Source organism: Thiocapsa sp., assembly GCF_018399035.1.
Taxonomy (GTDB): Bacteria; Pseudomonadota; Gammaproteobacteria; order Chromatiales; family Chromatiaceae; genus Thiocapsa.
Genome location: NZ_CP073760.1, coordinates 1,200,700 through 1,225,667 on the forward strand (window position 1 = coordinate 1,200,700; position 24,968 = coordinate 1,225,667).

Annotated in this window: 19 protein-coding genes and 1 pseudogene; 6 read left to right on the forward strand and 14 right to left on the reverse strand. The window is 64.7% G+C overall.

The window, feature by feature from the left end; translation table 11 throughout:
- Nucleotides 1–16: 16 nt before the first annotated feature.
- From pnp to rimP, 7 genes are all read right to left on the reverse strand, one after another.
- A complete protein-coding gene (pnp, locus tag KFB96_RS05490; protein WP_213459669.1) occupies nt 17–2,116 on the reverse strand; it encodes a polyribonucleotide nucleotidyltransferase in 2,100 nt (699 codons plus the stop codon).
- Between the two features lie 182 nt (nt 2,117–2,298).
- Nucleotides 2,299–2,568, reverse strand: a complete 270-nt coding sequence (rpsO, locus tag KFB96_RS05495) for a 30S ribosomal protein S15 (RefSeq protein ID WP_213459671.1) — start codon at nt 2,566–2,568, stop codon at nt 2,299–2,301.
- A 183-nt stretch (nt 2,569–2,751) separates the two neighbouring features.
- On the reverse strand, nt 2,752–3,669 hold the full coding sequence (gene truB, locus KFB96_RS05500) for a tRNA pseudouridine(55) synthase TruB (protein WP_213459673.1): 918 nt from the start codon (nt 3,667–3,669) through the stop codon (nt 2,752–2,754).
- Nucleotides 3,653–4,063 carry a 30S ribosome-binding factor RbfA gene (gene rbfA, locus KFB96_RS05505; protein WP_213459675.1) on the reverse strand — a complete coding sequence of 137 codons (411 nt, stop codon included), beginning with the start codon at nt 4,061–4,063 and terminating at the stop codon, nt 3,653–3,655. The genes truB and rbfA overlap by 17 nt, the downstream gene beginning before the upstream one ends.
- 4 nt (nt 4,064–4,067) lie before the next feature.
- The gene (gene infB / locus KFB96_RS05510) at nt 4,068–6,821 is read right to left on the reverse strand and encodes a translation initiation factor IF-2 (protein WP_213459677.1); all 2,754 of its coding nucleotides are present in this window, start codon (nt 6,819–6,821) and stop codon (nt 4,068–4,070) included.
- A gap of 18 nt (nt 6,822–6,839) precedes the next feature.
- On the reverse strand, nt 6,840–8,342 hold the full coding sequence (gene nusA / locus KFB96_RS05515) for a transcription termination factor NusA (RefSeq protein ID WP_213459679.1): 1,503 nt from the start codon (nt 8,340–8,342) through the stop codon (nt 6,840–6,842).
- Between the two features lie 122 nt (nt 8,343–8,464).
- A complete protein-coding gene (rimP, locus tag KFB96_RS05520; protein WP_213459681.1) occupies nt 8,465–8,923 on the reverse strand; it encodes a ribosome maturation factor RimP in 459 nt (152 codons plus the stop codon).
- A gap of 373 nt (nt 8,924–9,296) precedes the next feature.
- Between rimP and KFB96_RS05525 the strand changes: the two genes are divergently transcribed.
- Entirely contained in the window at nt 9,297–9,845 is a 549-nt protein-coding gene (locus KFB96_RS05525; RefSeq protein WP_213459683.1) for a SprT-like domain-containing protein, read from the forward strand.
- A gap of 172 nt (nt 9,846–10,017) precedes the next feature.
- On the opposite strand, the gene KFB96_RS05530 is transcribed toward KFB96_RS05525, so the two are convergent.
- The 5 genes from KFB96_RS05530 to nagZ form a co-directional block, all read right to left on the reverse strand.
- A complete protein-coding gene (locus tag KFB96_RS05530) occupies nt 10,018–11,088 on the reverse strand; it encodes a hypothetical protein (protein WP_213459685.1) in 1,071 nt (356 codons plus the stop codon).
- Nucleotides 11,089–11,230: 142 nt separating this feature from the next.
- Complete coding sequence (locus KFB96_RS05535) at nt 11,231–11,971, reverse strand: S-methyl-5'-thioinosine phosphorylase (RefSeq protein WP_213459687.1); 741 nt, start codon at nt 11,969–11,971, stop codon at nt 11,231–11,233.
- Nucleotides 11,972–12,096: 125 nt separating this feature from the next.
- Complete coding sequence (locus KFB96_RS05540) at nt 12,097–12,573, reverse strand: hemerythrin domain-containing protein (protein ID WP_213459689.1); 477 nt, start codon at nt 12,571–12,573, stop codon at nt 12,097–12,099.
- A gap of 212 nt (nt 12,574–12,785) precedes the next feature.
- Nucleotides 12,786–13,337, reverse strand: a complete 552-nt coding sequence (locus KFB96_RS05545) for a hypoxanthine-guanine phosphoribosyltransferase (protein ID WP_213459691.1) — start codon at nt 13,335–13,337, stop codon at nt 12,786–12,788.
- Nucleotides 13,334–14,410 (reverse strand): beta-N-acetylhexosaminidase, encoded by a 1,077-nt coding sequence (nagZ, locus tag KFB96_RS05550; RefSeq protein WP_213459693.1) that lies wholly within the window; start codon nt 14,408–14,410, stop codon nt 13,334–13,336. The genes KFB96_RS05545 and nagZ overlap by 4 nt, the downstream gene beginning before the upstream one ends.
- Nucleotides 14,411–14,740: 330 nt before the next feature.
- Between nagZ and KFB96_RS05555 the strand changes: the two genes are divergently transcribed.
- Entirely contained in the window at nt 14,741–15,316 is a 576-nt protein-coding gene (locus KFB96_RS05555; RefSeq protein WP_213459696.1) for a hypothetical protein, read from the forward strand.
- 158 nt (nt 15,317–15,474) lie between these two features.
- On the opposite strand, the gene KFB96_RS05560 is transcribed toward KFB96_RS05555, so the two are convergent.
- Nucleotides 15,475–16,374 carry a PDZ domain-containing protein gene (locus KFB96_RS05560; RefSeq protein WP_213459698.1) on the reverse strand — a complete coding sequence of 300 codons (900 nt, stop codon included), beginning with the start codon at nt 16,372–16,374 and terminating at the stop codon, nt 15,475–15,477.
- Between the two features lie 232 nt (nt 16,375–16,606).
- Here KFB96_RS05560 and ftsH point away from each other — a divergent pair, with 232 nt between their 5' ends.
- From ftsH to KFB96_RS05575, 3 genes are all read left to right on the forward strand, one after another.
- Entirely contained in the window at nt 16,607–18,538 is a 1,932-nt protein-coding gene (gene ftsH, locus KFB96_RS05565; protein ID WP_213459700.1) for an ATP-dependent zinc metalloprotease FtsH, read from the forward strand.
- Nucleotides 18,539–18,711: 173 nt separating this feature from the next.
- Entirely contained in the window at nt 18,712–19,302 is a 591-nt protein-coding gene (locus KFB96_RS05570) for a nucleoside triphosphate pyrophosphatase (RefSeq protein ID WP_213459702.1), read from the forward strand.
- Nucleotides 19,303–19,688: 386 nt separating this feature from the next.
- Nucleotides 19,689–21,248, forward strand: a complete 1,560-nt coding sequence (locus KFB96_RS05575; RefSeq protein ID WP_213459704.1) for a lytic transglycosylase domain-containing protein — start codon at nt 19,689–19,691, stop codon at nt 21,246–21,248.
- Between the two features lie 290 nt (nt 21,249–21,538).
- Here the strand turns inward: KFB96_RS05575 and KFB96_RS05580 are convergent.
- Nucleotides 21,539–22,584 (reverse strand): annotated as a pseudogene (locus KFB96_RS05580) (ISAzo13 family transposase).
- 693 nt (nt 22,585–23,277) lie between these two features.
- Here KFB96_RS05580 and KFB96_RS05585 point away from each other — a divergent pair.
- Nucleotides 23,278–24,852, forward strand: coding sequence for an AAA-like domain-containing protein (locus KFB96_RS05585; RefSeq protein WP_213459708.1), 1,575 nt, complete (start codon nt 23,278–23,280; stop codon nt 24,850–24,852).
- Nucleotides 24,853–24,968 lie beyond the last annotated feature (116 nt).

Sequence of the window (24,968 nt, forward strand, 5' to 3'; positions counted from 1 at the left end):
CCGTGAATCGGAACGATTACTCGCCCGGCTCGATCGCCTTCATGCTCAAGCGGATGCGGCCTTGCTTGTCGACCTCCAGGACTTTCACACGGACCTGATCGCCCTCGGAGAGCTTATCGCTCACGCTTTGGACGCGCTCCTCGCAGATCTGCGAGATGTGCACCAGACCGTCGCGGCCGGGCAGGATGGTGACGAAGGCGCCGAAATCCATCAGGCGTGCGACGCGACCTTCGTAGATCTTGCCGACCTCGACATCGGCCGTGATCAGACGGATCCGACGCTTGGCCTCCTCGCCGGCGGCCTTCTCGACCGAGAAGATCTTGACCACACCGTCGTCGTTGATGTCGATGGTGGCGCCGGTCTCTTCCGTGATGGCGCGGATGACGGAGCCGCCCTTGCCGATGACGTCGCGGATCTTCTCCGGATGGATCTTCAGCTCGATGATGCGTGGAGCATGCTCGGACATCTCGGAGCGGTGTGCGCCGATGACCTTGTTCATCTCGCCGAGGATGTGCAGCCGACCGGCCTTCGCCTGATCGAGTGCCGTTTCCATGATCTCGGCAGTGATGCCCTCGATCTTGATGTCCATCTGCAGGGCGTTGATGCCCTCGGACGTTCCGGCCACCTTGAAGTCCATGTCGCCGAGGTGATCCTCGTCGCCCATGATGTCGGTCAGCACGGCGAAGGCATCGCCCTCTTTGATCAGGCCCATCGCCACGCCGGCCACCGGCGCCTTCACCGGCACGCCGGCATCCATCAGCGACAAACTCGTGCCGCAGACACTGGCCATGGAGCTCGAGCCGTTGGACTCGGTGATCTCGGAGACCACGCGCACCGAATAGGGGAACTCTTCGATGCTCGGCATGACGGCGAGCACGCCGCGCTTGGCCAACCGGCCGTGGCCGACCTCGCGCCGCTTCGGCGTGCCGACCCGACCGGTCTCACCGACACAGAAGGGCGGGAAGTTGTAGTGGAGCATGAAGTGCTCGCGCCGCTCGCCTTCCAAGGCATCGATGATCTGCGAATCGCGCTCGGTGCCCAAGGTCGTGATGACCAGGGCCTGGGTCTCGCCGCGCGTGAAGAGTGCCGAGCCGTGGGTGCGGGGCAGCACACCGGTGCGAATCGTGATGGGACGCACAGTCACGTTGTCGCGGCCGTCGATACGCGGGTTCCCGGCAATGATCGAGCTGCGCACCGTGGTCTTCTCGAACTTCTCGATCGCACCCATCACCTGCGCCTCGCTCCAGGCGGGGCTCTCGCCGACGCAAAGCTCGGCAACCACCGCCGCGCGGACCGCGTTCAGGGCGGTATAGCGCTCTTGCTTGTCCTTGATGCGATAGCCCTCGGCGATACGCTCGCCACAGGCGCTCGCCACGGCCTCGGCCAATGCGGTATCGGCCACGGGGGGCGTCCAGTCCATCGGGGGCTTGCCTGCCTCGGCGGCCAGCTCGCGGATCGCGGCAATCGCCGGCTTCATCTGCTCATGACCAAACAGCACGGCACCGAGCATCACCTCCTCGGTGAGCCCGCGCGCCTCGGACTCGACCATCAAGACGGCCTTCTCGGTACCGGCGACGATGAGGTCGAGGTCCGAATCCGGACCGACGCCGACGACCGCCGGATTGAGGATGTACTCGCCGTTCTTGTAGCCGACGCGCACGGCGCCGATCGGTCCGTTGAACGGAACACCCGAGATCGCCAATGCGGCCGAGACGCCGAGCATGGCGGGAACCTCGGGATTGACCGCAGGGTTCAGCGACTTGACCGTCGCGATCACCTGGATCTCTTGCCTGAAGCCCTTCGCAAACAACGGGCGGATCGGACGGTCGATCAGACGCGAGGTCAGAACCTCGACCTCGCTCGGACGCCCTTCGCGACGAAAAAAGCCGCCGGGGATACGGCCGGCGGCATAGGTCTTTTCTTGATAATCAACGGTCAAGGGCAGGAAGTCGCGCACCGCGCCGGGGCGCTTGTCGACAACGACCGTGACCAGAACAACCGTATCGTCGACATTGACCAACACGGCGCCGTCGGCTTGGCGCGCGATCTCGCCGGTCTCGAACGTCACTGTCTGGTCGCCGAGCTTGAATTGCTTAACGATAGCTTTGGGAATCACAAGTAGATCCTCGGGGTATGTGGTCCGTCGTAGCGCCGGGCCTTGGGTCCCTGCACCTTAGGCGCGCCTGCAGGCGCTGTGGTGACAGGGCTGTGCGTCGGTGCCGCCGGCGGCATCCCTTCCGCGGGGAGCGGGCGGATCGGTGGCATCCCGTCCGCCCGATCGCCGAGTCGGGAGGCGTGTCAGCGGCGCAGGCCGAGACGCGTGATCAGCTCGCGATAGCGGTCGACATCCTTGCGCTTGAGATAATCCAGCAGCTTGCGACGGGAATTGACCATGTGCACCAGACCGCGGCGCGAGTGATGATCGTGCTTGTGCTCCTTGAAGTGATCGGTGAGCTGCAGGATGCGCGCGGTCAAGAGCGCGACCTGCACCTCCGGAGACCCCGTGTCGGCATCGGCACGACGGTAGTCTTCGACAATCTGTTTCTTCTCGGCTGCGGTCATTGTCATTGGTGGTCTCCCGGGTCAGTGATGGAGAAAAAAGGTCCTTGTCCGTCTCCGATCCCGGAGAGGGATGGATCGCCCCGACAATGACATCAGGGGACCGGACCGTGGGTTTGAAACGTTTCCTTGGATCCTGCACACCGCGGCATCGCGGGTTGCTCGGGCCTCATCGCTTGCGGTTTTGAATCTCTAAATCAGCCTCTTGGGCTGGACGCGCCCGTCGTCGAGGATACTGCCGACACCGACAAAGATCTGCGACGGATCATAGAGCCGGACCAGTCCGTGGGTCGGCGCCTGCGGGATCAAGACCGCCTGGCCTTGCCGCAGATAGAAAGCGGCATCGGCGGAGAGACGCACCGCCGGCCAGTGGCCCAAGGCGCTGTCGAGCGGCAGGAGCAGCGCATCCAGACCGGCCATGTCGTCTTCTCCGGCCATCGTCTCGATCCGGTCCAGACCGACAAAAGGACCGGCGGTCTCCGCGTAAGGCCCGACGGCGGTGCGGCGCAGTCCGCTGACATAGGCCCCGCAGCCCAGCATGCGACCGATATCTTCGGCGAGCGTACGGACATAGGTGCCCTTGGAGCAATGCACGTCCAGCTCGATCTCGGGTAGATCCATCGAGAGCAGATCGAGCGCGAAGATCTGAATCTCGCGCGGCGTGCGCTCGACCTCCAAACCCTGGCGAGCCAGCTTGTAGAGCCGTTGCCCTTGGTGTTTCACGGCCGAGTGCATCGGCGGCACTTGCGAGATGGTGCCGAGAAAGCCCAGCAGCACCTCGCGCACGCGCGCCTCGTCGATCCCGACGACCGGCTCGTCGGCAACGATGTCGCCCTCGGCATCGGCGGTCGTGGTCGTCACGCCCAAGCGCACGCGCACCCGATAGCGTTTGTCCGCATCCAGCAGATAGGCGGAGAATTTGGTCGCATCGCCCAGACAGCAGGGCAAGAGTCCGGTCGCCAGGGGATCGAGGCTCCCGGTATGGCCGGCCTTGGCGGCGCGGTAGAAGCGCTTCACGCGCTGCAGGGCGTCGTTCGACGACAGGCCCAGCGGTTTGTCCAGCAGCAGGATACCCGTAACATCCCGGCCTGTATTACGACGGCGTCCCATCAACCTGCGGCTCCTGATCGGCGTCTTGATGCGTGGATGTGTCGGACTGCCCGACCGCTTGCGCGATCAGCGCCGCGAGGCGCTCGCCCTTGCCGATCGACTCGTCGAACACGAAATGCAGCTGAGGGATGGTCCGAAGACGCACGCGCTGCGCGAGCCCGTGACGGAGGAAACCGGCGAGCCTCCCGTTGAGCAGACGCGTCTGCTCGGCGGCCTCGTCGTCCGTCGGGAAGCAGGTGAAAAAGACCTTGGCGTGCGCCAAGTCCCGCGTCACCCGCACCTCGTGGACCGTGATGTTGGCCAGACGCGGATCATTCACCTCGTCGCGAACCAACGTAGAGAGGACACGCTTCAGCTCGGCGCCGATGCGTTCCGTGCGGTCGAATTCCTTCATCCGCTTAGATCTCGCGGGCCCGTTCGGTCCGCTCGAAGACCTCGATCTGGTCGCCCGGCTGCACGTCGTTGTAGTTCTTCACGCCGATGCCGCATTCGATGCCGTTCTTCACCTCGTTCACGTCGTCCTTGAAGCGGCGCAGCGACTCGAGCGCCCCCTCGTAGACCACGACATTGTTGCGCAGCACGCGGATCGGGCTGTTGCGACGGATCGCACCCTCGGTGACCATGCAGCCGGCAACCGCGCCGAACTTCGAGGAGCGGAAGACGTCGCGCACCTGAGCCAGACCGATGATCTCCTCCGTGACGATCGGACTGAGCAGGCCCGAGATGGCCTTCTTCACGTCGTCGATCAGCTCGTAGATGATGCTGTAGTAGCGCAGGTCGAGGCCCTTGTCCTCGATCACCCGCCGTGCCGCGGCATCGGCTCGGACGTTGAACCCGAGCAGGATGGCGCTGGAGGTGACGGCCAGATTGGCATCGGATTCCGTGATGCCGCCGACACCGACCGCGACCAGCGCGACCTTGACCTCTTCGTTGCCGAGCTTGATCAGGCTGTCCTTGAGTGCCTCGAGACTGCCCTGCACGTCGGCCTTGATGATGAGGTTGACGCTCTTCTGCTCGCCGTCCTTGATCTGCGCGAAGAGCTGATCCAGGCTGACGCCGCGCTGCTCGTCGAAACGACTCTGACGCGAGCGGGCCGAGCGGAATTCCGCGACCTCGCGCGCCCGACGCTCGTCGGCGACCGTCATGACGTCGTCGCCGGCATAGGGCGTACCCGAGAGACCCAGCACCTGGACCGGGATCGACGGCCCGGCCGCCTCGACCGGGGCACCGGCCTCGTCGAACATGGCGCGAACGCGACCGTATTCCCCGCCGCTGACGATGATGTCGCCGCGCCGCAGGGTTCCGGATTGCACCAGGACGGTCGCGACCGGACCACGCCCCTTGTCGAGACTGGACTCCACGATGGTCCCGCGGGCGGGGCCGTCGACGGCGGCCTTGAGCTCGAGCACCTCGGACTGCAGCAGGATGCCGTCGAGCAGATCGTCGATGCCGTCGCCGGTCTTGGCCGAGACCTGCACCATCATGGTGTCGCCGCCCCATTCCTCGGCAACCACCTGATGCTGGGTCAGCTCCTGCATCACCTTATCCGGATGGGCGTCCGGTTTGTCGATCTTGTTGATCGCGACAATGATCGGAACACCGGAGGCACGGGCGTGCTGGATGGCCTCGACCGTCTGCGGCATGACGCCGTCGTCGGCCGCCACCACCAGGATGACGATGTCCGTGACCTTGGCCCCGCGGGCACGCATCGCCGAGAAGGCGGCATGGCCGGGGGTATCGAGGAAGGAGACCGTGCCCTTGTCCGTCTCGACGTGGTAGGCGCCGATGTGCTGGGTGATCCCGCCCGCCTCGCCGGAAGCGACACGGGTGCGACGGATGTAGTCGAGCAACGAGGTCTTGCCGTGGTCGACGTGACCCATGATGGTGACCACCGGCGGTCGCGGCATCATCTCGGCCTGCTCGACCTGCTCCTGCACCTCTTCCATCAGCACGCCTTCGGCATCGCGCTCGTCGGCGCGGATCGCGGTGTGGCCGAGCTCCTCGACGACGATGGTCGCGGTGTCGCGATCGAGCGTCTGGTTAATGGTAACCATCACGCCCTGCTTGAAGAGCTCGCGGATCACCTCGGATGCCTTCACCGACATGCGGCTGGCGAGCTCGCCGACCGAGATGGCCTCGGGGATCTCGACCGCGCGCACGACGGGCGAGGTCGGTTTCTGGAAGACGTGCTTGTCTTGGAGTTGGGGCTTGAGCGTCTTCTTCTTGCGGCGCAGTCCGCGACCGGCAGCACCGCCGGCGGTATCGATTTCTTCGTAATCGGCGCTCGGTGCCACCGCAACCTCGCGACCACGCGCGCTGTCCTTACGCCCGGCCTTTTTGACCGAACGCTCCTTCTCGGAGGACTCGGCCGGCTTCTTCAGGGGCGCCTTCTTCGGCTTCGACGCTTCGACGCGACGCACGACGGCCGCCGCGACGGGCTCTTTTTCGTCCGATTCGATCGCGCTCTCGATCTCGATTGCAGCACTCGCGACCGCTTGCTCCGCCGCCTCGGCAGCCAGGCGAGCCGCCTCTTCGGCCGCACGCGCCGCCTCGGCGACGCGTCGCTCCTGCTCCTCGATGCGACGCTTCTCGTCCTGCTCGCGAGCGAGGCGCTCTTGGTCTTCGTGCTCGGCAAGCCGGCGCGCCTCCTGCTCGGCACGCAACGCCTCGAGCTCGATACGGCGACGCCCGCCGTCATGCGCCGGTGCCGCCGAGGAAGAGCGCTCACGCTGCGGCCGCGCACGCTCCACGGCCGGACGCTGCTGAGCAGCAGCGGATGACGGCGGCGGAACCGGCTCATCGGCACGCTTCACGTAGGTGCGTTTGCGCCGAACCTCGACACTCACGGTCTTGGCCCGCGCGGCGGGGGTCGGTCGCGGACTTCCGACATTTCCCCGTGGCGCCGCCGCGGGCTGGCGCAGCTCGCTGACCGACTTGCGCTTGAGCGTGACTTGACCGGGCGTGGTCCCGCTGTCGGCCTCGGCTTTGCCGTGGCTGCGACGCAGGTAGCCGAGAAGCTGGAGTTTCTCCTGCTCCGTCAAGGTGGTCTCCGCGTTCTCCGCGGTGATGCCTGCCTCGTGCAGCTGTGTCAGGAGACGCTCAACCGGGATGCCGACCGTAGAGGCGAGTTGCTTGACCGTGACTTCACTCATGAACTGACCTTTATTCCTCTATTCCTGCGGGGCGTCCGCAAACCAGGGCTCGCGGGCCTTCATGATCAAGCGGGCCGCCCGCTCGCGGTCCATCCCGTCGATATCCAGCAGGTCGTCGACCGACTGCTCGGCGAGATCCTCGACTGTGGCCACGCCGTGTTCCGCAAGGGCATAGGCCAACGGTTCGTCCATCCCGTCCATGTCCAGCAGATCCTGCGCGGGATCCCGAGCCCCGTCCTCCTCGGTGGCGATCGCACGCGTCAGCAAGACGTCGTTGGCTCGCTCGCGCAGCAGCTCGATCGTATCGTCGTCGAGCTCGTCGATCGCCTGCATCTCGACCAAGGGCACGTAAGCCACCTCGTCGACCGTGCTGAAACCCTCTTCGACCAAGATGGCCGCGAGATTCTCGTCGACACCCAGCTGCTCCATGAAGTTCTGGACCGAGCGAACAGCCTCCTGCTCACCCTTGGCCGCCGCGTCATCTTCGTTCATGACGTTGAGCTCCCAGCCGGTCAATTGACTGGCAAGGCGCACGTTCTGACCGTTGCGTCCGATCGCCTGCGCGAGGTTCTCTTCCTTGACGGCGACGTCCATGCTGCGCGCCTCTTCGTCGATGACGATCGAGACGACATCGGCCGGGGACATGGCGTTGATGACGTATTGGGCGGGATTGTCGTCCCAGAGGATGATATCGACGCGCTCGCCGTTGAGCTCGTTGGAGACGGCCTGAACGCGCGAGCCGCGCATCCCGACACAGGCACCGACCGGGTCGATGCGCGCGTCGGTGGTCCGCACGGCGATCTTGGCCCGGGAGCCGGGATCACGCGCCGCACCGAGGATCCGAATCAGCCCCTCACCGACCTCGGGTACCTCGAGCTTGAACAGCTCGATCAGCAGCTCCGGGGCGGTACGACTGACGAACAGCTGCGGACCCTTCGGCTCGGAGCGGACATCGTAGAGATAGCCGCGCAGTCGATCGCCGGGGCGCACCGACTCGCGGGGAATCACATGGTCACGCGGTACGAGAGCCTCGGCGTTGCTGCCGAGATCCACCATGATGGTGCCGCGCTCGGCCTTCTTCACGATGCCGGTCACCAATTGGCCTTTGCGCTCGCCGAACGCCTCGACGATCTTCGCACGCTCGGCCTCGCGGACCTTCTGCACGATGACCTGCTTGGCGGTCTGGGCCGCGATCCGACCGAACAGCTCCGAATCGATTTCTTCTTCGATGAAGTCGCCCGGACCGAGCTCGGGCTCGAGAATCTGTGCCGCGGACTCGGTAATCTGCCGCGACGGGGCATCCAGCACACCCTGCTCGGGATCGGGCACGATCTCCCAGCGCCGGAAGGAGCGATAGTCGCCGGTCTTGCGGTCGATCGCCACGCGCACATCGATCTCCCCGCCGTGTTTTTTGCGGGTGGCCGACGCCAACGCAGCCTCGATGGCCTCGAAGATGACGCCTTCGGGGACGTCCTTCTCGTTCGAGACGGCCTCCACGACCAATAAGATCTCTTTACTCATTCCACCTCATCCGACTCAATAGATCCGGCTCGCAACAGGGTCGGGGCGATGCCCTCGACAACGACGTGCGACTTGACCGAATGCGGCTATGCTGGTCCGGTACGACGCTGAGCCCGGCGACGTCAAAAAACGGGGACGATTCGGGCAATCTCGATCCGGTTCACGGGAATCGCCCAGAGACGTCCCTCCGCCTCGAGGCTCACGATGCCGTCTTCGCATCCCCGAAGAACACCTTCCAGACTGCGCCGCCCTTCAAGCTTCTCGCTTAATCGAACCTTGGCGCGCGAGCCTTCGAAACGCCGAAAATGCTCGGGAAAGACAAGAGGCCGATCCAGCCCGGGCGACGAGACCTCAAGGTCGTAGCGCCCCTGGAGTGGGTCTTCAACGTCCAGGACGGCGCTCAACTGGTCGCTCACGGCAGCGCAATCGTCCAGCCCGATGCCGCCCTCCCGGTCGATGTAGACACGCAGGGTGGCACCGCTCGCACCGCGCTGAAACAGCTCGACACCAACGAGCTCGTAGCCCAGAGGCTCGACAACCTCGCGGGCCAACAGGTTGAGACGACTGTCCGCAGACTCCATCGTTCGTCCTTCAGAAACAAAAATTGGGCCATTGGCCCAACGACTTAAAGATTCCGCCCCCCTGCCCGACACGACCGGATTCGCCGAGACGACAGCCCCGTCAGCGGGCAACCGCTGAGCCGATCCGATCCCGGATCACGAGAACCGACTGCACATGCGAGACACTGGACAGGTGACACCCGGCGGACCACCTTGCGAGGGAGACCGCCGACTTGAAGCTCGGCAGCACTGAAAGGCCCGAGATAAAAAAACCCCATCGAAGGGGTTCTTGAGAAACGCCGACCTTCAAGGTGCTCGTAGTAGACTTCATCTACGAAGCCCTTGGAGTGTATCCGGTTCGACCTTGACCCGCAAGGTCATTAACGAGGATTCGATGACACGCGAAGCCATCACAGGCGAGCCCGGGGCGGGCCTACCTCCGCTCGAGCACGCATCAGACCGTACCGGAGCGCTCCTGCGCGAAGCGGCGGCTTGGCTGCAACTCGCCATGCCTCAGGTCGAGATCCGATTCGACCTTCGCGGGACCGCGGCCGGGCAGGCGCGGATCCGAAACGGGTCGTTCGCACTCATCCGATACAACGCTGCGCTTTTAGGTCTGCACCCGACGGAGTTCATCGCCGAAACCGTGCCGCACGAGGTCGCCCATGTCGTGGCCTTCGCCAAGCACGGGGCGCGCATCCGGCCGCACGGTGCCGAATGGCAAGCCGTCATGCGTCATTTCGGCGTCGAGCCGTCCCGCTGCCATCGGTACGACGTGTCGAGGCTACGCACGCGATCCCTGCAGCGATTTCTTTATCGCTGCGGCTGCGGCACACACGAGATCAGCAGTATTCGCCACAACCGAATCTGTCGACAAGGAACCGTCTATCTGTGTCGCCGCTGCCGGCTACCCTTGCATCATGAGACCGAGCCGCAATGCTGAACGAGCGCTGGAGACCGATCCCATCGCAACGCCTCGAGCGCCCGAGTGTCGCGCCTTGGCCGGTGCACGGATTCGCGAGCGCGCAGAGAGACGGGATTCCCCCGCTCACGCGCGCCTGCGGAGCGAATCCGCGCATCCAGAATGCGGATGCGACGAAACCGCTCGTCCGGGACTAGCGCTGGTAGGGCGGTGCACCGTATGCGGGAGCATAACCCGGACCGTATGCCGGATATCCCATGGGCGCGGCCATCGGGCCGGGTACCTGCATCGGGCCGGGCACCTGCATGCGCTCCCAGTATGCGCGGGCACGCTGGTCGGCGGCACGCCGCATGTTTTCATACTCGGCCATCATGCGTGCACGGTACTGATCGGCACTCTCCTGACGGGGATCGAACGCGGGGGGGCTGGGCGGCGCGGCCATGGTTGGCGCAGGCGCACTCCGGGTCGGTGCGAAGGGCTGGGGTGCCACCGGGACCGGCGCGAAATCCTGCGGGATCGGAGCGGGCACCGGCCCGGCGACCTCGACCGACACGGAGGCCGGCTCGGCGGGCGACTCGCCCATCAAGGACTCGGCAAAAACGGTGGCCTCGGCGTCCTTCATCGGCGGCGAAGCGGCGGTCGCCGCGGCGGGAGCGGTTGCTTCGAGCGTGACCTCGGAGACCTGCTCGGACTTCGGCTCCGGGCTCACCGCGCGCGCTGCAGCGGTCGTGGGCAAGGGGGCGGAATGGCTGTTGAACGCAGCGGCGGCCGGACGGTCTTCCGCGACCTGCGTGGACACCGGCGTGGACACCGGCGTGATGGCGACATCCTGCGAGACAGGGCTCGCCTCGACGATCGCCGCCGGTGCAGTGACCGGCTCGGCAGTGACCGGCTCGGCCTTTGCGACCTCGGTCGGCGACGCGTCGGAGGCGAGGGTTTCGGCTGTTTCCGTTTCCGCCAAGCCGGTCAGATCCTTGACCGTATCGACGACCTTGTTGAAACCGTTCGCCCCGGCGGCAGTGACATCGGCGAACACGGTTTCGGCCGAAGCCGTCAGCTCGCCGAGTTTATCGACGATCTTCTGGAACCCGTCGGCCTCGACGCCGCTCTCGCCGGCCACCGCCGCCTGTGTCGAATCGCCGGTGGTGTCGGGGTCGACCGAGCTCAGATACAAATAACCAAAGGCGGCCACGACCGCCAAGAGCGAGAGCTTCGAGATCCAACCAAAACCGGAGCGTTTGGGAGCAGTATCCTCGGCGGCCATTTCGGATTCTCCTGAGAGAAATAAAGGTAAGGGACAACAATGATATCAGAATTTCCTGATGTACTTAAACACCTTGAGCTCCCGACTCTTGCACGTCGGCGCGCCACGCGGATGCACCCGGCGGCCCGCAATCACCGGTAGATCAACCCGAGATCGCGACGATCCCGAGCACCGCGCGTACACGCCCGACACACTCGCGCAGGTGTGACGCGATCTCGGCCATCGTGATGACGCCCTCGCCTTTTCCCGCCGCCCAGTTCACGACAAACGCCAGGCTCGCATAGCAAAGTCCGAGCTCTCGCGCGATCCCGGCCTCCGGCATGCCGGTCATCCCGACCAGGTCGCAGCCGTCACGCTCGAGTCGGGCGATCTCCGCCGTCGTTTCGAGCCGCGGACCCTGGGTCGCGGCGTAAACGCCCTCCTCGATCGCCGGATGGCCTGATTCGGCACAGGCACGGATCAAAGCCCTGCGCAGCTCCTCGCAATACGGCGAGGTCATGTCGACATGATCCAGCCCGTCCTGCTCCCCGTCGTAGATGCTGTGCTCACGTCCGTACGTGTAGTCGACGAGATCGTGCGGAACCGCCAGCGCGAGCGGGGAGAAGCGCGCGCCGATCCCGCCGACCGCCGCCAGGGCGACGACTCGATCGGCGCCCAGGGCGCGCAGCGCCCACAGATTGGCCCGGTAATTGATCCGGTGAGGCGGCAAATGGTGGCCGGCGCCGTGGCGCGGGAGGAAAAGGACCTGAGCACCGTCCAGGCGCCCGATCGCTACCGGTGCCGAGGTCTCGCCGAAGGGGGTTTCGACGCGACGCGATGCCTCGACCTCCAAGGCGGGAAAGTCCGAAAAACCAGATCCACCGATGATGGCGAGAAGACTCATGCGTTGACCACGTCCGCAAATGACTCGAAATGGGCTGCGCAGTCTAGCGGAGGGCGGCGTGGAAACCAAAAAAAGGCGCCTTGCGGCGCCGATGTGGTGTCGTCGAACGATCCGACGCCCGATGCTCAGGCCGATGGATTGAATGACCTCGCGCCGCGCTTTCCGGGCCGATCGGTAAAGATGCCGATCTCGATCAGCTTCGGAAACAGGACCTGCTCTTCGCGATCGATGCGCTTGTCGACCATGTCGAAGATCTCGTGCGTTTCAGCAAGAAAATCGTCCGTAAAGTTGAAATCACAGTTTTTCAGCCAGTGCTTGTGGTAGTCGTCGAAGGTTTTGCGCAATGGCTTCTCGCCGCTGATGAAGCCCCAGGCGATCGACTTGACCTTGGGATCTTCGTGGATGAGAAGGCTCGGGTAGAGACTGCGGTCTTCGTCGGCGAGATGACTGCGCACCTTCGTGCCTAGATCGCACAACAGCTCGTAAGCGGTCTTGGCGTTCGGGCGAATGCGCAGCTGCTCGGGCGTGAGAATCGATCTGAGATCCTCGATCATCTGACGCAGCTCGCCATGGGTGTGGCGGTAATCTTCCAGGGTCGGCATACACCATCCTCCGATTGTTTATGGGTTGTGCGGTCGTCGCGTCCCCGCAGCTCCGAGCTCACGCGTCCCGAGGCGCGACGAAACCGCCGCTCTCGGGAAGACCGATCATGCTGAAGCAACGCTCGGATCAGGATGTATACTAAAGCGGAAAAGGTGTCAAAAAGCGGGTACTTATATTCCCGTTTCAACAAATACCCATAAAGCCTTCGCGCCTACACGTCTGCATCGGCCACCGCATAGATCCCGGCAGCGTTTCTGAAGTAACTCTTGTAGTCGAGCCCGTATCCGTAGAGATACCGATCCTCGACCTGCACCCCGACGACATCGGCCTCGCACGCGTGCTCGCGCTCTTTGGACACCAGCACCGCAGTGTGTACGCTTGCAGCCCCGTCTTCATGGCAGGCATCGACGATTTGGCGCAACGTAATGCCCTCGTCGAGGATGTCGTCGAGCACCAAGACATGCTCGCCGCGGATGGCATCCGACGGACGGTAGCGCCAGACGATCTCCCCGCCGCTGGTCCGGCCCTGATAGCGACTGGCGTGGATATAGTCGACCCGCAGTTGAAACTGCAGCCGCGGAAGCAGGAGGCCGGCGACAAAGACCGCTCCCGTCATGACGCACAGCACCAGCGGATCCTTGCCGGCGAGACGCTCGGTGATCGACGCCGCCATTCGGTCGAGGGCCGCATCGATCTCCTCGGGCGTGACCAGCTGTTGCGCACGTGCGGCGACGGCGTCGTAGTCTTTCGGGTCGAGCTTCATCGGGTTGCCTCCGGGTCGGTCGGATCGAGGAGCCCCAGATCGAGCGTTTCGAGCCCCTCGAGAAGCGCCACGCACTGCACGCCGCGCTGCCACTCGGGCAGCTCGTGCAAGCGTGCTCGCTCGTGCTGGCCGCGGCCGTGCATCCTGAGCAGACGCAGCTCGGCCGCTGGGTCGTGATGATCGACGAACGCATCGAGAACCGCGAGCGCCGCCGGCCGATTGTTGCAAACCAGCAGCATATCGCAACCGGCATCCGAGGCGGCTCGGGCACGCTCGACCGGATCGCCCTCGGATGTCGCGGCACCCATGCTGAGGTCGTCGCTGAAGATGACCCCTTGGAAGCCAAGGCGACCGCGCAGGATGTCGCGCAACCAGACCGGCGAGAATCCGGCCGGGCGCTCGTCGACCAGGGGGTACCGAACATGGGCCGGCATGATCCCCTCCAGGGCGTGCGCGATGAGGCGCTCGAACGGGATGAGATCCTCCATCAAGAGGTCGGTGTAAGGCCTCGGATCGACGGGAAGCTCAAGGTGCGAGTCCACGCTCACCCCGCCATGTCCGGGAAAATGCTTGCCCACGCCGGCCATGCCCGCGCGGCGCACGCCGTCGAGCCAGGCGAGCGCGAGGTCGCCGACCACACGCGCACGATCTCCGAAGGCGCGATCGCCGACGACCGGATTGAGCCCCCGGTTCAGATCGAGCACGGGTGCGAAGCTGAAATCTACGCCGACCGAGCGTAGCTCCGCGGCCATGAGCCAGGCCACGGATCCACAGCCGGCGCGGGCGTCTCTTGGATGTCGACCGTAGAGCTCGGCAAAACGGCCCGCGGGGGGCAGTCGCGTAAAACCCTCGCGAAAGCGCTGTACCCGCCCACCTTCTTGGTCAACCCCGATCAGAAGATGCGGCTCGCGCAGCGCGTGGATCTCCGCGGTGAGCTCGGCGAGCTGTTCGGGCGAGACGAAGTTGCGCGCGAAGAGGATGACCCCGCCCACGGCGGGATGGCGCAACACCTCGCGATCTTCGGCGTCGAGCACCGTCCCCGCGACATCGAGCATGACGGGACCCAAAGACATCGACTAGCCTCCCGCTTCCCGACCGAGCCGATTCCCCGGCTTGAAACCCTCGGCCCGACACCGCATCCGCCGGCCCGCTCTTGCTCGCTTCATACGCACCACCGCTGACTTCGCATCCGTCCACGGCCGCTGTTGTAACACAGCAACAGCCTCGCTCCTAGACCCACAGCGCTTTGAAGCGGGGCTGCGCGCGCACGCCCGAGACCGCTATGATAGGGCACCGTCGGCGGTACTGCGCACGCGCCGGACGGCCTCGAAGCAATTCCGCGCCGGGCGTCCGACGTCTCTTCCGACCGCCTCTCCCGTCCAACTCAGCAAAGGTCTGCGTCTATGTCGCCCCGCCGTCTCTCCTACCTGCTGCTCGTCGCCGTTGCCGCCTTGGTCATTGCGGGCTGCGGATCCAGTCCGACCTCCGCTCCGGTCCAGACCTCGACCAGGGTCGGGCCCTCCACGGTGGTCGGAACACCGACCCGGGCCAGGCCTCGGGCGACGGCTTCCGGAGAGATCTACGACGGCCCCCCGGCCCTCGCGATCGCCCCGGTCGTCGACGGGCGCGCGTCCGCGACGCCTGAGGTCTCGGCCTGGTGGATCCAACGACTCATGGCGGAGGACTTGGACCGAAGCAACCTCTTCGCCGGGGTGATTCCGCTCGAGCACGCCTCCGAGGCTCACGAGGGCGGACTGCTCATCCAACCGGCACTGACGGCATTGACCTGGACCCAACCGAATCAACGCAGCGGGACCATCGCCATGCGCATCCGTGCGAGCGATCCCGAAACCGGCCGAGTGCGCCTGGACCGGGTCTACACCGCGTCCTGTCGCGACTGCAAGGTGCCGCCGGGCCAACCTGCTGTTGCCGGTCCACTCGCGGTCTTGATGCAGGACGTCGCCAAGGATCTGCGTTGAGGGGTAAGGTCACTTACGGAAAAACATCTACCGGCAGAGCCCGCATCGGGAAAAGTGGTCGAAGGCGCTACTTGTTGTCGTTGTCGTTGTCGTTGTCGTAATCGGATTCCGGACGACAACGAACACGACAACCACAACGAAAAATTCTGCGACGGCGCTCAGGGCGCAGGCCCGACCCGTGCTGAATTCAAGGTGACGCCGAGCGGCCCGCGCGGGACCCAGGTCTCGATCACGCGCCCCGCACGGCGCACCTGCACCGGGACCTGCTCTCCGTACTCACCCTCGGTGGTTTTGCTGCGCAGTTCCGAGAAATCGAACAGGCGTTCGTCGGCGTAGGACTCGATCAGATCGCCCGCTTGCAGTCCCGCAATCTCGGCGGCGGAACCGGGGATGACCGAATCGACCTTCACGCGGTTGTCTGCACCCGTTGCGTAGAGGTAGCGGTCGTAGGTGTCGTCGCCGATCTCTTCGCGAAGCGAGCGCGCGTCCGCGTTGATCCGCGCGAGCTCCTCGCGATACTGTGCGTTCCCGACCCAGCCTTCGCGAATCGCCTGATCCCGCAAGGAGAGCCGCTCGAGCGAGCGCTGCGCCTCCTTCAGGACCAAATCCTCGGCCAGGCCGGGTTCCACGCCCGCGGCCACGAGAGCGCCGCGCCGTTCCTCGGCGGTGCGCGGGGCCGGCGGTCGTGTCTCGTCGATAGCGCGGGCCGTCGCTGCCGAGGCGCTCAGGACGCGGTTCAGGGCCTGCTCTACGCTCGCCAGCCGAACGCGCAGATCCGTCACCTGCGTTTCCAGACTTTGCACCGCCCGCGAGGTCGCTGCATCCGAAGCGGACACTCCCGACTCGGCCGGCGGCGCGTCCGAGGCCGGATCGGTAACCGCGGTCACGCCCAGCGCATTCGGAATCGGCGGCGCCGCTACCGTCGCGGCAACGCGATCGTCATCGGACGAGGCTGGCGGCTGCGGTTCGGTCATGGCGAGATAGCCGGCGACGGCGGCAACGCCGATGAGTGCACCGACCGCAAAGCCGGCTGACAACAGAGGAACGGCTGGCTGCATTGCAGATGGCCTCGGTGGATTGGACGTGAGCCTGCGACCGCAATCGATCCGCCGCGTTCCCGACGGGCCGGTCAACTGCCGGATCCTGATTAAAACTGTTAAGATCCTTCGCGTCATCGACCGCGGCAGCGTTTCCGTTGGTTTTCGGACCCATGCCCCGATGTACCCGCCAATGCCGCGAGGCAGAGCGTCGCGCTCCAGCCGAGCGATGGTCAACGAGGACAGCCTGAGAATGAATGCCAAAAACTTAAATCTGCTGCTTTGGGTCGCCGTCACCATCTGGCTGGTGATGATGTTCAACAGTATGACGACTTCCGACCCGATCGAGTCCCGCAGCTTGAGCTACAGCCAGTTCCTGCAAGAGCTCTCGGACGGGTCGATCCGCGAGGTCACCATCCAGGACGAGAAGATCAAAGGCCTGAGGACCGACGGATCCCGTTTCGAGACCTTCGATCCGGGCGATCCCGCGCTGGTCGGCGACCTTCTTGAGAACGGCGTGAGCATTCGCGCCGAGCCGCCCGAACGCCCGAGCGTTTTGTTTCAGATCTTGATCGCCTGGCTGCCCTTCCTGCTCCTGATCGGGGTATGGTTCTGGTTCATGCGGCGCAACATGGGCGGCGGCGGCGGTGGCGGCGGGATCTTCAACTTCGGCAAGAGCCGTGCACGTCAACACGCCGAAGGCGATGTCAAGGTCACGCTGCGCGATGTCGCAGGTGTGGAAGAAGCGAAGGAAGAGGTCGGCGAGCTGGTGGATTTTCTGCGTAATCCGCAGAAATTCTCGAACCTCGGCGGTCGCATCCCGCGTGGCGTGCTGATGGTCGGCCCTCCGGGTACCGGTAAGACGCTGCTGGCGCGTGCCATCGCCGGCGAGGCCAAGGTGCCCTTCTACAGCATCGCAGGCTCGGACTTCGTGGAGATGTTCGTCGGTGTCGGCGCCTCGCGCGTTCGCGATCTCTTCGAACAAGCGAAAAAGGCCGCGCCCTGCATCATCTTCATCGACGAGATCGACGCGGTCGGTCGCAAGCGCGGTGCAGGATTGGGCGGCGGTCACGACGAGCGCGAGCAGACCCTCAACCAGCTTTTGGTGGAGATGGACGGTTTCGCGGGCAACGAGGGCATCATCGTGATCGCGGCGACCAACCGCGCGGACGTGCTCGACCCGGCGCTCCTGCGTCCGGGCCGGTTCGACCGTCAGGTGGTCGTCGGACTGCCCGATCTGGCCGGTCGTGCGGCCATCCTCGAGGTACACATGCGCAAGGTGCCGATCGCCGAGGATGTCGACTCCCGCACCATCGCCCGCGGGACACCCGGCTTCTCCGGCGCGGATCTCGCCAACCTGGTCAACGAGGCCGCCCTCTTCGCGGCCCGCGCCGGGCATACCGAGGTCGCGATGCAGATGTTCGAGCGCGCCAAAGACAAGATCATGATGGGTGCCGAACGGCGCAGCATCGTGATGTCCGAGTCCGAGCGCAAGCTGACCGCCTATCACGAGGCCGGCCATGCGATCGTCGGGCGTCTGGTGCCTGAGCATGATCCGGTCCACAAGGTCAGCATCATTCCGCGCGGACGTGCGCTCGGCGTGACGCTGTTCCTGCCCGAGCGCGATCGCTACAGCATGAGCAAGCGTCAGTTGGAGAGTCAGCTCTCGACCCTGTTCGGCGGACGACTGGCCGAGGAAATGATCTTCGGGCCCGAGCACGTGACGACCGGCGCCTCCAACGATATCGAACGCGCGACCGATATCGCACGCAACATGGTGACGCGTTTCGGGTTGTCGGATAACCTCGGACCGCTGGCCTACGCCGAAGACGAGGGCGAGGTTTTCCTGGGGCGCTCGGTCACGCAGCAGCGTCAGGTCTCGCCGGAGACCGCGCAGGCGATCGACAAGGAGGTGCGGCAGATCATCGACCGGAACTACAAGCGCGCGAAGCAGGTGCTCGAGGAGAACCTCGAGAAGCTGCATACGATGGCCGAGGCATTGCTCAAGTTCGAGACGATCGGCAAGGATCAAATCGACGACATCATGTCCGGTCAGCCGATGCGTGAACCCGACGACGACTTCGGCAGCACCAAGTCGAAGTCCGGCAGCAACGGCGACCTTCCCAAAGGGGGCGCGCCGCGCAAAGAGCCGCCCGTCGTCGGAGGTGCCGTCGGCGGGGTCTGACCTTCCTCTGCGACACTGCATGCCCGGCTATCGGCCGGGCGGATCAATTCAAGCCCTCGCAATCGATTGCGAGGGCTTTTTTGTTTTATACTTCAGCCCGACCGACCGAGTGCCCGGCCTTGACCGTTAGGCCTTGGGGCGACCTCCGGAAACCGCATCAGGATCCCGACACCGTGCCTGCGCCCGCGCTCGTCCTTGCCTCGACCTCGCCTTACCGGCGCCAGCTCTTGGAGCGTTTGGGCCTGCCCTTTACGACCGCCGCTCCCGACATCGACGAACGACGCCGACCCGGCGAATCGCCGCAGGTCCTGGTTCTGCGCTTGGCGGAGGCCAAGGCAAGGGCGATCGCGCCGACACATCCGAACGCACTCGTGATCGGGTCGGATCAAGTTGCCTGTCTCGACGACGATGTCTTGGGAAAACCCGGCGACCGCGCAAACGCCATCGCTCAACTGGAGCAGGCATCCGGGCGGATGGTCGTCTTCCAAACCGGCTTATGTCTACTCGACACGGCAAGCGGCCGCGCGCAAACCCTCGTCGAACCCTTTCGCGTCCACTTCAGACGCCTCGACCGACAGCAGATCGAGAGTTACCTGGATCGCGAGCAACCCTTCGATTGCGCCGGCAGCTTCAAGTCGGAAGGTCTCGGTATCGCGTTATTCGAGCGGCTCGAAGGTGACGATCCCAATACCCTGATCGGATTGCCTCTCATCCGCTTGGTCTCATTACTCGAAGCGGAAGGTCTGCATCCGCTTCAGGGCTGATCAAGCGGATAATCGGGATCGATTTCAATCAAAGGGAACGCCGAGAAGAATGGCAACCCATTGCCGTGATCAATTGACATAAAACGCTGAAAAATATGATATTCGATAGCAACAACTCAAGCCGCTTCAAGAATACGTGCCCTGGTGAGCGGATCAAGAAAGAAGGCGTTTTCTCTGCAATCGGCCATTGCAAAGTCAGCTTTCGTGAGCCAGTATCAAATCGTCGTCGAACAGATCGCACGGAGCGCGCGTGCCGAGCGGGTAATATCGCTGCTCATTCATATGGCATCGCCCTTGCCCCGAACGAGCCGGCGCACTCATTGGGGTCAGCCGCCGTCGCAGGGGCTTCGACGCGCCCGGATCACGCTCGAGAGGACACACGGACCATGCCGACCTATCCGATCAGTATCAGGTATTTGTCGTTCCTGCTGTTGTCGCTTGCCCTGCTCGGCTTGGCGGGCTGCGGCAGCGACGGGGGCCAACGCACCACCTCGGGCGAGAGCGGGACGCAGGGCGATCTTGTGGCCGGCTCCGACACCTTTCCCGTTCCGGCCGAGATCCAGCCGAATGTGGATTTCTGGCGCCATGTCTACGGCGTCTGGAGTCGCGGAGAAGTCGCCATCCACGACAACGAGCACATGGGTGTCGTCTACGAGGTCGTGAAGCTCCCCGGGCCCATCAAAGAGGGCTACACGGACTCCCAGCGCGAGCTGGTGCGCGCTCGCAGAGACGCCCACACCGAGCAGTTGCGTCAGTTGGAGAACCACATTCGGACCGGACAGTCCCTTACCGCAGGCGACCAGGCCCTGCTCGCCAAATTCGAGCAGGCCGGCAGCGGTCGCGGTGCCGTCTACGGGGCGGCAGACCGGGTACGCAGTCAACGCGGGCTGCGCGAGCGGTTCCATCGCGGGATCGAGATCAGCGGACGCTACGATCCGGCCTTCCGCGAGATCATGCGCAGTCATGGCGTTCCCGAAGACCTCGCCTACCTCCCGCACGTGGAGTCGTCGTTCCAGACCAATGCCCGATCGAGCGTCGGCGCGGCCGGGGTCTGGCAGTTCATGCCGGCAACCGGGCGCATGTACATGAACGTCAACGACAGTATTGACGATCGCTTCGACCCCATTGTGGCTGCCGACGGCGCCGCTCGTTATCTGTCCCAGGCCCACCGCCGACTCGGAAGCTGGCCGCTCGCCATCACCTCCTACAATCACGGGCAAGGTGGAATGGCGAATGCCAAGGCCCAGTTCGGCGACGACTTCGGCGGGATCGTGAAGAACTATCGGGGACCGTACTTCGGATTTTCCTCGCGTAATTTCTACGCCGGGTTCATCGCCGCCCGCGATGTCACGCACAACGCCGATCGTTATTTCCCCGAGGGCGTCCGGCGCGAAGAGCCTTGGCCGCACGACCGCCTGGTCCTCCAGCACAGCATGCCGGTGAACCATATCGCGGGACACTACGGCGTGACCCCCTATCGCCTTGCCGACCTGAACATGCACTGGCGAGAGCGCGCACGCGACGGTCGTGCGCATCTGCCCCCCGGCAGCACGGTGTGGCTCCCGGCCGGGACCAAGCGACGCGTCGCCAGCCACCCGCCGCCGGTCGCCAACGTCATGGTCGCCCGCGCCGAGCCCAAGGCATCGCCGGTGGCCCGTCAGGCAATCGCCAAGGCCGAGCGACCGGCAGCCAAATCGACGACCACGTCGGCAGCGGCGAAACCCGTGGCGAAAGCGTCCACCAAGCAGATCGCGAAGGCATCTGCTGCGCAGCAGCCCAAGAAGGCGGCGACCGCAGCGCGCTACCATGTCGTCAAACCGCAAGAGACGCTCTATCGCGTCGCGGTTCAGAACGGCATCACGGTCGACGAGTTGCGCAAGCTCAACAAGATGCGGCCCGACGACAACAAGATCCGTCCGGGGCAGAAGCTCAAGGTCAGCATTTAAACCGCGCCCAGTGCGGTATGCGATGTTTTTGGATGGGCTCGGCCCCGGCGGATTTCAGAGCCGCTGGAGCCGGCGCGGTTTAAAGTATTAAAAAATATAAAATTAAACCGCGTTCAGAGCGGCCTGAATAGGTAGAGCGTCAGCGAAACCCATCCACCCCGCACCAAGGGCATCGGACCGAAACCCGGCAACGCGGCGGTCTGGAGAATGGGTTTCGCTGACGCTCCACCTATCCTACCCATCAGTCAAGCCCCATTTAGATCAAGCAATTAGGCGATTTCCGTGAACTTTCATACCGAGACTGCCGGTTGGATCAGGATGTCCCATTTCGGAAGTTCCGGGTTTCGCTGCAAGCGCGCCTCGATGTCCTTCATGGCCGTCTTGGACAGTGAGATCCCTTTGTCGTAGACCTGACGACTCATCTCCACGACCGGGTTCAGTCCCTTCCAGGTCATGCTCTTGGCCCACTCGAGCATGGTCCGGGCGTCCACTAGGAGCGTACCGTTCCAATGCTGTTCCAGGATCCCCCGGCAGCGTTCCACCGGATTGTATTTGCTGTGATAGGGCGGGTAGTACAACAGCTGAACGGGTTTGCCGATGTGATCGGCGAACGCGACCATGCGGTTGAGAAATGGGGTGCGTCGCCCGTTGCTTTCCGGGCCGTTGTCGGCCTTGATCCGAACCAGGGTGATGCGCTCGCGCTGCTCGGGCGATTGCCGTTCCCACCAGTCATACAGGCAGTCGACGATGAAGTCGCTGGTCTTGGCGGAACTTCCGAAGGTCAGGTGCAGCGCGCCGGTGTCCTCGTTGACCAGACCGAACGGGGTGTATTTCTCGTGACAGCCCATGTCGTGGTCGGCGGCCTTGGTCTCGCCGCGGCGACAGCCGCCGCGCGAGTACTCGCCGATCATCACCGTGGCCTTGCAGTCGATGCTCAGTCGCGCGACGCGTCCGCCCGCGTCGCGTTGGTCTTTGGCCCGGATAGTGTCGAAAACAGCATCGGTTTGCGGGACTTTTTTTGGGGTTTGGCCTTGAGCACCGGCCGCAGCCGGTAGCCGTTGCGGTTCAGTATCTCGGCCATCGTGCTCGGCGACGGCAACTCGGCCTCGGCGATGCCGCGTGCGCGCAATTGCCTCAGGGCTTCCGCCGCGGTCAAACGGGTAAACGACTGCGTCGTCCGGAAAGTCGGGTCTTGTTGCGAGTGCGCATCCGCCAGTTCCCACAGCACGGCTGCCGCCGCGGGATGTTTCTCTTCCCAAAGTTTGTCGCCGCCAAACGCCGACTGTGCGCTCAAGCAGACCACCCCGGTGCGCCGCTCATGCAGACCCAGCTCCACCGCTTGGCGGCTCCACCCGAAGACGGCTTCGGCCTGCCGGGCGCTCCCGGCGCACTATTTCACGGCCATCGCCGCTTGGAACGCCCGTCGCTCCGCTCCGAGCATTTTCGAGGCGGCGAGTTTGAGATCCTCGCGATGCCCCGCATCCGGGGCGGTTGGATTCGGATCAGAGATCATGACAATCCGCGCGTTGCTTCAAAGCCAGTCACGACTATCTCACACAATGGTATAACTTTCCCCGTAATTCGCCTTAAACCGCGTCCAGAGCGAGATGCTAAGGCGAATTCCGGAAACCTTCATGCCAAGGGCGTAGGTTGTGCCGAGCCGTGCGAGGCACAACCAACCGTCGGCGCAAGTTGTGCTTCCTATCATCAGCACAACCTACGGGTATGGAAGTTTGCGGAAATCACCTAAACTCATTGATCAGGTGCCCGGATGTCGCCACGCACGCTGCAGTCGAGATCCCCAACCCGGCGGCGTGTTCGCTTCCGGACGGGGCGCAGAATGGCCGACTTCGGAAAACCGGCGCTTCCGGTATGATCGGCGTCCAACTCGGCGATCCGCCGGGCAGTCTTCGGCGCGGGCTGCGTCATGGACGACGAGACGGAATCGGAGCCAGAAGCGGTGTGACAGGCGACGATGCTATGCTCCCCACGATCCACGATCCGCGATCCACGATCCGCGAGAGACGCCATGCGCTTCTTCACCACCGAAGGCCCGGTTCGGCCAGACCGTCACTACAGCCTGCCGCCGCTGTCGCGCTGGGATCTGGCCGAAGTCCTCAGTCTGATCGACCAGGAAAAATACTTCCTGCTCCACGCCCCGCGCCAGACCGGCAAGACCTCCTGCCTGCTGGCGCTCATGGCGCATCTGAATCAGGAGGGGCGCTATCGGGCGGTCTATGCCAATCTGGAGGGCGCCCAGGCCTGGCGCGAGCGCCTCGCCGAGGCCATGGCGACCATCGTCACCGACATCGCCACCTCGGCCCAGGTCTGGCTCGGCGACGAGGAGCGCCCGCGCCACGCGCGGGACGTCTTGTCCACCACCGCGCCCGGCTCGGTACTGAACGTTTTTTTAAGTCAGTGGTGTCAGCAGACGCCGCAACCGCTGGTGCTGCTGCTGGACGAGGTCGATGCCCTGGTCGGGGATACCCTGCTGTCGCTGTTGCGCCAACTGCGGGCCGGCTATCCACAACGCCCTGCGGCCTTTCCCCAGACCGTCATCCTGTGCGGCGTGCGCGATCTGCGCGACTACCGCATTCATGCCAGCTCCGAACGCGAGGTCATCACCGGCGGCAGCGCCTTCAACATCAAGGCCGAATCGCTGCGGCTGGGCGACTTCAGCGCCGCGGAGACCCGCACCCTGCTGCTGGAGCATACCCAAGAGACCGGGCAGGTCTTCACCCCGGAGGCGCTCGATCGGGTGTGGGAATTGACCCAGGGCCAGCCCTGGCTGGTCAACGCGCTGGCCTACCGCGCCTGTTTCAAACTGCCCGCCGGTCGCGACCGGTCCCGGCCGATTACCTTAGACCTCATCGATCAGGCCAAGGAGGCGATGATCGTCGAGCGCGTCACGCATCTCGATCAGCTCGCCCACAAGCTCCAGGAACCGCGGGTGCGGCGCGTCATCGAGCCGATGTTGGCCGGGCTGACGCCCGAGACGGTGGCCGAGGACGACCGCGACTATCTGGTCGATCTCGGGCTGCTCAGGCGCGACGGCGCCGGTGGCCTGATCGTCGCCAACCCCATCTATCGCGAGGTGCTGCCACGCGTCCTGGCCAGCGGTCCCCGGGATTCGCTGCCCCGCATCGCGCCGAGCTGGCTCAAGGCCGACGGCACCCTGGATCCGGCCGCGCTGCTCGACGCCTTCCTCGCCTTCTGGCGCCAACACGGCGAGCCGCTGCTCAAAAGCGCCCCGTATCACGAGATCGCCCCGCATCTGGTGCTCATGGCCTTTCTGCACCGGGTGATCAACGGCGGCGGCACCCTGGAGCGCGAATACGCCATCGGCTCCGGGCGCATGGATCTGTGTCTGCGCTATGGGGCGGTGACGCTGGGGATGGAGCTCAAGGTCTGGCGCGACGGCCGCCCCGATCCGCAGACCGAAGGGCTGATCCAGCTCGACGACTATCTCGCCGGCTTGGGGCTGGACAGCGGCTGGCTGGTGATCTTCGACCGACGCGCCGGACAGCCGCCGATCGCCGAACGCACCGACAGCGCCACCCGGAGCAGTCCCCGGGGGCGCTCCATTCGCGTGATTCGCGCCTGACCTCTCTAGACCGCCCTTTCAGGGCTCAAGGATTTTGGTTGATTGCAACCCGGGGCGCAGCCCCGGGCTGACATCGGTCGCGCCGTCGGCGCTCGACACACACTGCCGCAACGCGG